The organism is [Actinomadura] parvosata subsp. kistnae (assembly GCF_900323885.1).
Taxonomy (GTDB): Bacteria; Actinomycetota; Actinomycetes; order Streptosporangiales; family Streptosporangiaceae; genus Nonomuraea; species Nonomuraea composti.
Genome location: NZ_OOHJ01000009.1, coordinates 100267 through 106980, shown reverse-complemented (window position 1 = coordinate 106980; position 6714 = coordinate 100267). Strand labels below are relative to the sequence as shown.

Below are 6714 nucleotides of genomic sequence, written 5' to 3'. Positions count from 1 at the left end.
GCGCCGCCGACGTCCCGCTCGCCGGCGGCGGCCGGCTGTACGAGGCGCTGCGCGGCGGCCGCTTCGTCCTGCTAGGCGACGCCGACGTCACCGGCTGGGACGACCGCGTCCGCGTGGCCGCCTCCGCCGGGTTCGCCGCCCCTCTCGTGCTCGTGCGTCCCGACGGGTACGTCGGCTGGGCCGGGACCGACCCGCGGGCCTGCGCCGCGCCCTGGCCGAGCTCGCCGGGCCGCCGGCCCAGGCACTGCACCGGTGATCCGCTAGCCCGCAGGCAAAGGGGTAGTGTTCGCGTCAGGAAAGGTCCGGAGGCGTGGCCGCGACCGACCACCTGCACAGGTGAGGTGAGTGAGCCATGGCTTACATCTCGAGCCTGCTGACACACGGCCACTGGAGTGTCCTGCGCGTCGCCGGCACGGTCGACGACCGGCGGGTGCCGGCCCTGCGAGCCCAGCTCGACACCGCCGTCGACACCCGCCCGCGCGTGGCCGTCGACCTGACCGGCTGCCGGCTGACCGGCACCCGCTGGATGAGCGTCCTGCTCGGGGCGGCCCGCCGCGCGCACGAGCGCGGCCACCTGTTCGCCGTCGTCAGCCCCCGGCCGCACGCCGCGCGCCTGTGCCTGCCGGTCCTCGCCAGGGGCGGGCGGCTGCTGCTGTGCGAGTCCACCGAGCAGCTGCCGAAGCTGGAGCCCGCCGAACGCCGCTGACCGCGCGTCCCTCGCCGAACGCCGCTAACCGGACGACTGCTCTTGAAGCCGCTAACCGGACGACTGCTCTTAAAACGGTGGGAACCGGCCGAGTGTGTCCCACGTCCAACCAGAGCCAGCGTTCGCGCCGAGCACCCGCGCCGGCCGCGCGGCGGTGCCGGCGTCGTAGTCCGACCTGTTCGCCTTCGACCGACGACGCCAGTCAGCCCTCGTTCACCCGCCACGGCGGTGCTTCGCCGTGCGCGCGAACGGCAGGCAGCTGACCGCGAGGACCCCAGGGACCCCGAGAGGATCAGGTGACGCCCATGACTTCCGGCCGACCGCACGAGGAACGTCCCCGCCACCGGCGGCTGCTCAAGCTCGCCACCATCGCGATCGTCGCCACCGGCGGCCTCGCGGTGACCGTCTCGGCCTCCGCCGCCACCCTGACACCGGTGCCGCCGGCCACCGAGACCCCCACCCCGACCGAACCACCGGCCGAAACCCCGGCCCCGACCACGTCACCCACCCCGGCCGAGCTGCCGCCCATCAACCCGTGGGGGTTCGTCGGAGCGATGCACGGCGAGTTCGCGGTGGCCACCAAGGACGGATGCGGCACCGTCACGCTGCTCACCCAGACCGGCCAGGTGACCGCCCTGTCCGACGGCTCCATCACCGTACGCAGCCAGGACGGGTTCGAGCGGACGTACACCATCGACGAGTCCACCCGCCAGCCCAGCGTTCGGGGGCGCGACGGCGAGGACAGCGGAATCGAGCAGGACGACTGGGTGTCGGTGATCGCCACCAGCACCGCCGGCGGGACCGCCACCAGCACGGCCACCGCCACCGCCGTTCCTGAGGCCACCACCCCCACTCCCGCTGCCACCGACGGCCAGACCGCCACGGCGGCCTACCTCCTCGACCTGTCGCAGCCCGCCCGGCTGTACCCGCAGGGCAAGAACGGGTGGAAGCGCGCCAAGCAGTGGTGGGCGATCGTCCCGAACTGGCAGACCCCGACGCCATGTCCCACCCCGACCCAGACGGTCACCCCACTGCCGACCGACCCCACCCGGAGCCCCCGACCGAGACGCCCACGGAGACACCCACGGAGACTCCGACCGAAACGCCGACCGAAACCCCCACGGACACGCCTACGGAGACGCCCACCGCGACACCCACGGAGACGCCCACGGACACGCCGGCCTCCTGATCACGATCCCGCCTGTAGGAGGGGCGCGCCGGATCGTGCGAGGCGGAGCGTCACAGGGCCACGCGCCGGCCCGGAGACGCGGGGATCAGGCCGCGGACGCCCGCACCGGAGCCCGGTCCGACGGGTTGAGCGCGAGGAACACGATCCCGGCCGCGGCGGCGCCGATCAGCTCGGCCACCAGCCACACCCAGATCCGCGTCCAGTCGAACAGCCCGATCGACGCCGCCCCGATCGCGACCGCCGGGTTGAAGGCCCCGCCCGAGACCCCGCCGACCGTGAACGCCCCGGCCGCCACCGTGAACCCGATGGCCAGCCCGTAGAAGCTGTTGCCCGGGTGGTCCTTGCTCGTGGCCGCGTTGAGCACCACGTACGCCAGCGCGAACGTGAACAGCGCCTCGGCCACGAGCGCCACCCACACCCCGCGCCCGGACGGCGAGACGGCCCGCACCGCGGACGGGTTGATCACGTACGCGGCGACCATGGCCGCGACGACCCCGCCGGCCACCTGCGCGACCCAGTACGGCAGCGCGTCGGCCATCGTGATCCGGCCGCGCAGTAACACGGCCAGCGTCACCGCCGGGTTGTAGTGGCCGCCGGAGATGTGGCCGCCGGCGTACACCATGACCATCAGGATCGCCCCGATGGCCACCGGCGCCAGCGGCGCGCCCGTGAGCGCCGTGACGCCGACGGTGAAGACGAGGAAGAACGTTCCAATGAACTCTGTGATGTAACTGCGCACCGTGTCCTCCCACCTGAGGGACTTCGCATCGTGCCCTCCCAACGTGGGGCGGCACGGCGGGGTTCAACGCGGCGGGCCACTCCGGCGTCCCGCAGGTCAGAGCGCGCGCAGCTCGGCGACGGCCTCCTCCAGCGTGGCCCGCAGCTCCAGGACGCGATCGAGGCCGCGCTGCCGGAACAGCGCCCGCATCAGGTCTCCTGTCCCGCACACCAGCGCCCGGCCGCCCGCCGCCTGGGCGTGCCGGTGCGTCGCCAGCAGGACGGTCAGCCCGTACGAGTCGGCCGAGGTCAGCGCGGCCAGGTCGATCGCGACCCGGGGCCGCGCCCGCGCGAGCGCGGCCTGCAGCAGGTGGCAGGTGTCCATGTCGAGGTCACCGCCGACGGTGACCACGCTGACGCGGGAGTCGACCTCGGTCTCGGTGATCCGCAGACGTCCGGTCGTCATCGGCCGCCTCCCCACATGCGCAGGCGTCCGGCCGTCATGGGCCGCCTCGCCACACCCGTAGGCGCCCGGTCATGGGCCACCGCGCCGGTGCCGGCGCCGTCACGGCGCGGTCAGGGCCGCGTCGAGGGCGGCGGCGGGCCGTTCGCGCCCGCCTCCCGCAGCGGCGCGTCGGGCCGAGCCGGCGGCGGGCCGTGTCGCCGATGCGGACGGCCCCCTCGGTGACGTCCCCGCCGGCCGGCGGGATCTCGGGACGGGGCCCGGGCGGCTCGGCGTACGTGACGGCGCTCATCTCACCTCGAAGCAGTCTCGGGAAGCCCCCCATGATCTCATGCGACGGGAGTGAGCGACGGGCGCTTGGCCGCCCGCCCGTCGCCGGAGGAGCGCCCGCGCAGCCGCCGGCCGATCCACGGCCCCGCGAACGTCGCCAGCCAGCGCGCCTCGGCCACCGCGGCCCGCCAGACGCCGGGCGGGGGCAGCGCGGGCAGCGGCGCCATCCATGTGTCGTCGCTGCCGGGCAGCCCGAGCGCGTGCGCGACGCCGGCCGCGAACCTGGCGTGCCCCATCGGGCTGGCGTGCAGCCGGTCCACGCTCCACATGCGGGCGTCGGTCACGTACTCCAGCGGGTACGTGTCCACGAGCGTCACCCCGTGCCGGGCCGCGGCCTTCCTGACGCGTTCGTTGAAGTCGAGCACGCGCGGCACCAGCGGCCGGGCCAGCGGCGCGATCCTGCCGATGTCGGGGAACGTCACGGTCACCACCTGGGCGCCCGCGCCCGTCAGCGCCTCGAACATCTCCTCCAGCACCCCGGCCACCCGCGCCGCGTCGAACCCGGGGCGGATGACGTCGTTCATGCCCGCCATGACGGTGGCCAGGTCGGGCCGCAGCTCCAGCGCCGCCCCCAGTTGCTCGTCGCGGATGCGTGCCGCCGTCCGGCCGCGCACGGCGAGGTTGGCGTACAGCAGGCCGGGGTTGGCGGCGGCCAGGTGCTCGGCGAGCCGGTCGGCCCAGCCCCGGTGGCCCACGACGTCGTCGCCGTCGCCGAGCCCTTCGGTCTGGCTGTCGCCCAGCGCGACGTAACGCGTGTACGTCATGACACCCTCCTGCCCGCGCGTTCCTCCAGCGTCCGCGCGGTCTCCTGGCACCAGTCGCGCATCTCCCGCTCCAGCCGGCAACCGGCCAGGCAGGACAGGTACGGCCCGATCCGCTCGCCCTCGCGCAGGAACTCCTCCTCGCCGAGGTCGCCGCGCAGGCGCCGCAGGGTCTGCTCGAACAGGGCCAGCTTGGCCGCGGCCTCCTGCGCCCGCTCCCGTAGCTGCGCGATCAGCGGGGCCGGGTCGACCAGGTCGGCGGCGTGCACCTTGACGGCGAGGTCGTCGCGCAGCAGCAGGGGCTTGGCCGGGGTGGCGGCGAAGGCGGCCAGCTCCTCCAGCCCGGCGTCGGTAACCTTGAAGAGGCGCTTGTTGGGGCGGCCGCGCTGGACCACCTCGCGCCCCGCCACCAGGCCGTCGGCCTCCAGTTTGGCCAGCTCGGCGTAGAGCTGCTGGGGGGCGGCGTACCAGAAGTTGGAGACGCCGACGTCGAAGATCTTGGTGAGCTGGTAGCCGCTGTACTCGCCGTCGAGCAGTGCCGCCAGTACGGCGTGCCGGAGCGCCATCCTACTAGTCATCCCCATGAGTAGTCATGTCGATGACTATAAGGCGGCCGCTCCCGCCCTGCAAGGGTGTCCCTACGAGCCGGCCAGCGTCAGATCGAGCACGTCGATGCCGACAGGGGTGCGCTCGATCGCGATCCGGCCCACCGACCACGGGCCGGGGAAGCGGCGCAGCAGCGCGTGAACCGCGATCGCGACCTCGTGCCTGACCAGGTGCACGCCGAGGCAGAAGTGCACGCCGTGGCCGAAGGACAGGTGCTCGTTGGGTGTCCGGTCCGGCCGGAACTCCTCCGGCTCGGCGAACACCCGGGGGTCGCGGTTGGCCGAGAGCATCATGGCGATCACTCGCCGGCCGGGCTCGACGGTGTGCCCGGCGATGCGTGCCGGGCCGGTGGTGAAGCGGTCGGTGCCACCGGCCGGGGGCAGGAAGCGCAGCACCTCCTCGATGGCATGGGGCACCAGCTCAGGCTCGGCGCGGAGCCGGGCCAGTGCGTCGGGGTGGGCCGCCAGGCAGAGCACGACGTTGGCCAGCAGGGTCTTGGTGGTCTCGTGGCCGTTGATGAGCAGCAGCGTGCAGAAGTCGAGCAGCTCCTCGTCGGAGAGCCGGCCGCCGTCCGGCTCGGCGGCCAGCAGGGTGTCGATCACGTCGCCTCGGGGCCGGGCGCGGTGCTCGGCGAACACCTCCCGCAGGTACGCGGCCAGTTCGGCATGTGCGGCGCGGAACGCGTCCTGGCGCACCGGGTCCTCGGCGAACGAGCCGGCGAAGGACGTTATCGCCTCGCTCCAGCGCACGAAGTCCGGTTGCCGGTCGGCTTCGACGCCGAGCAGCGTGGCGATGGTGCGCACCGGCAACGGGTAGCCGAGCCGGCCGATCACGTCCAGCTCACCGCGCACGCCGGCCAGTTGCGTGCGCACGGTGTCGGTGATCGAGGGGAGGAGGGCCTGGATCGCGCGGGGCGTGAAGGCCCGGCTGACCAGCCGGCGCAGCAGGTGGTGCCGGGGCGGGTCGATCGCGGACAAGCTGCCGAGCACCGGATTGTCCCGGTGCGGCACGGGTCGCGCGCTGTGGCGCCGCTCGTCGGAGGAGAACGCCGCGTAGTCGGTGAGCACCTGCTTCACCTCGGCGTAGCCGTGCACCACCCAGGCGCCGACCGGCTCGGCGAACCGCACCCCGTCGCCGGCGAGACCGTCGCGTGCGGTCTCCCGGTACCAGCCGAAGATCTCCTCGACGACATCATCACTCATGCCTTCGAGTGTGTTGACCCCGGCCCGGCGGGGCTTGGAGAAAACGGACGTCCGGCAGCAGCGTGGCCGGCGGCGCCCCGACCGCGTGCCGGAACTCGGCGAGCAGGTGGGACTGGTCGTAGCAGCCGCTGCGGACGGCGATGGCCGCCCAGTCCGGGCGCTCGCCCCTGGCCATCGCGGCGCGCGCGGCGGCGAGCGCGTGGTGCAGCCGGACCACCCGCACGTACGCCTTGGGCCGCAGCCCGACCGCCACCCCGAAGCGCCGCCGTAGCTGCCGCTCCGACAGCCCGGCCCGGGCGGCATGCCGGTGCACCGGCGTACCCGGGCTCGCGTGCATGGCCGCCACCACGGCCCGCACCCGCTCGTCGACCTGGCACCGCCCGGCACGCGCCCGTACCAGGGCCAGCGCTCCGGCCGGCCGCTCGGCCACCGGCCCGTCCAGGCGCCCGGCATCGAGGGGCGCCCCGGCCAGCGGCACCTCGTCGGCCGCGACCCCGAACAGCCCGGTCACCGTGCCCGGCCGCAACCGCAGCCCGACGAGCGCTCCGCCCCCGGGCAGCGTCCCCTGCCGGACCCGCGTCTCCGGGCCGGCCAGCCGGCACTCCCCATCGGGCATGACCAGCAGATCGACGGCGGGGTGCGGCAAGCCTCGCGGCACCGCGCCGCCGGCCAGCACCCAGCTCGCGGCCACCAGGTGGGCCAGGTCGGCGGGCACGGGCAACGCGGTCACCCGTGCGGTC

At 74.4% G+C, this 6714-nt stretch carries 9 protein-coding genes; 2 read left to right on the top strand and 7 right to left on the bottom strand.

Annotation, left to right across the window (positions count from 1 at the left end; translation table 11 throughout):
* Positions 1-377 (top strand): aromatic-ring hydroxylase C-terminal domain-containing protein (locus KIS93_RS63260; RefSeq protein ID WP_478212895.1); only part of this gene is annotated, 377 nt, incomplete at its 5' end.
* Complete coding sequence (locus tag KIS93_RS10345; protein ID WP_080038250.1) at positions 353-706, top strand: STAS domain-containing protein; 354 nt, start codon at positions 353-355, stop codon at positions 704-706. The genes KIS93_RS63260 and KIS93_RS10345, both read left to right, overlap by 25 nt.
* 292 nt (positions 707-998) lie before the next feature.
* On the opposite strand, the gene KIS93_RS10340 is transcribed toward KIS93_RS10345, so the two are convergent.
* The 7 genes from KIS93_RS10340 to KIS93_RS10310 all read right to left on the bottom strand — a co-directional run bounded on the left by KIS93_RS10340 (position 999) and on the right by KIS93_RS10310 (position 6704).
* Positions 999-1589 (bottom strand): hypothetical protein, encoded by a 591-nt coding sequence (locus KIS93_RS10340; protein WP_186404074.1) that lies wholly within the window; start codon positions 1587-1589, stop codon positions 999-1001.
* 391 nt (positions 1590-1980) lie between these two features.
* A complete protein-coding gene (locus KIS93_RS10335; RefSeq protein WP_080038248.1) occupies positions 1981-2634 on the bottom strand; it encodes an MIP/aquaporin family protein in 654 nt (217 codons plus the stop codon).
* Between the two features lie 96 nt (positions 2635-2730).
* The gene (locus KIS93_RS10330) at positions 2731-3078 is read right to left on the bottom strand and encodes an STAS domain-containing protein (protein WP_080038247.1); all 348 of its coding nucleotides are present in this window, start codon (positions 3076-3078) and stop codon (positions 2731-2733) included.
* A 326-nt stretch (positions 3079-3404) separates the two neighbouring features.
* Positions 3405-4169, bottom strand: coding sequence for an SGNH/GDSL hydrolase family protein (locus KIS93_RS10325; protein WP_080038245.1), 765 nt, complete (start codon positions 4167-4169; stop codon positions 3405-3407).
* On the bottom strand, positions 4166-4744 hold the full coding sequence (locus KIS93_RS10320) for a PadR family transcriptional regulator (protein WP_230466116.1): 579 nt from the start codon (positions 4742-4744) through the stop codon (positions 4166-4168). The genes KIS93_RS10325 and KIS93_RS10320 overlap by 4 nt, the downstream gene beginning before the upstream one ends.
* Before the next feature lie 60 nt (positions 4745-4804).
* Positions 4805-5974 (bottom strand): cytochrome P450, encoded by a 1170-nt coding sequence (locus tag KIS93_RS10315; protein WP_080038243.1) that lies wholly within the window; start codon positions 5972-5974, stop codon positions 4805-4807.
* Positions 5967-6704 carry a helix-turn-helix domain-containing protein gene (locus tag KIS93_RS10310; protein WP_155126939.1) on the bottom strand — a complete coding sequence of 246 codons (738 nt, stop codon included), beginning with the start codon at positions 6702-6704 and terminating at the stop codon, positions 5967-5969. The genes KIS93_RS10315 and KIS93_RS10310 overlap by 8 nt, the downstream gene beginning before the upstream one ends.
* Positions 6705-6714 lie beyond the last annotated feature (10 nt).